This is a genomic window from Pseudoramibacter alactolyticus ATCC 23263, assembly GCF_000185505.1.
Lineage (GTDB): Bacteria > Bacillota > Clostridia > Eubacteriales > Eubacteriaceae > Pseudoramibacter > Pseudoramibacter alactolyticus.
In genome coordinates this window covers 1-549 of record NZ_GL622391.1, presented here as the reverse complement: position 1 = coordinate 549, position 549 = coordinate 1, and the positions used below count along the sequence as shown (strand labels likewise).

Here is a 549-nt window from a genome sequence, read left to right as displayed (position 1 = left end):
TTTCTCGCACCAATTGGCCGTGATTGGGTTCGAGCCACATATGGGTGGGGATACAATCATGTTCATTGCTGCGAACATCGGCTATATGTGGGGTCTAGCGCTCGGTATCGTTTCTATCCTTCTGCTGTGGTCCCAGCGGGGACCGAATGTCGACCACGGCTGGGTTTTGTGGATAGCGGTGGTGCTGTCATGTGTAGCAAGCATTCACCATGAATTGAATGCGCCGGGAATCGTCGGAGCAATTGTTGCCATGGCTCTCATAACACCTGCTGGGAAATGGACTACTCGGTGGGCGGTGGCTCTGATCGTGGCGGCTGTGGGAAATGCCGCGAGAATGGGAATGCCGGGTTTGTGGGCACGTCGTCACCGAGTGGGAGACCCATATCCGTACCCGAAATCAACCGGGGAGATTCCCAAACGAGTGTCATTCATCGTCCACTCCGTCAGTCATTCGCTCAGCAATTACCCGGTCGTGTTCTTTGCGATCATGCTGTCAGTTATCGCTCTGTGTCTGGTAGTCATGAGGCGCGGATTCCACCGCCGCGCTAT

The 549-nt window shown here is 55.0% G+C and carries 1 protein-coding gene; it reads left to right on the top strand.

Translation table 11 applies throughout. The features are described 5' to 3' along the window. Positions 1–40: 40 nt before the first annotated feature. Positions 41–549: hypothetical protein (locus HMPREF0721_RS11305; RefSeq protein ID WP_207635268.1), on the top strand; the 509-nt coding region annotated here is incomplete at its 3' end.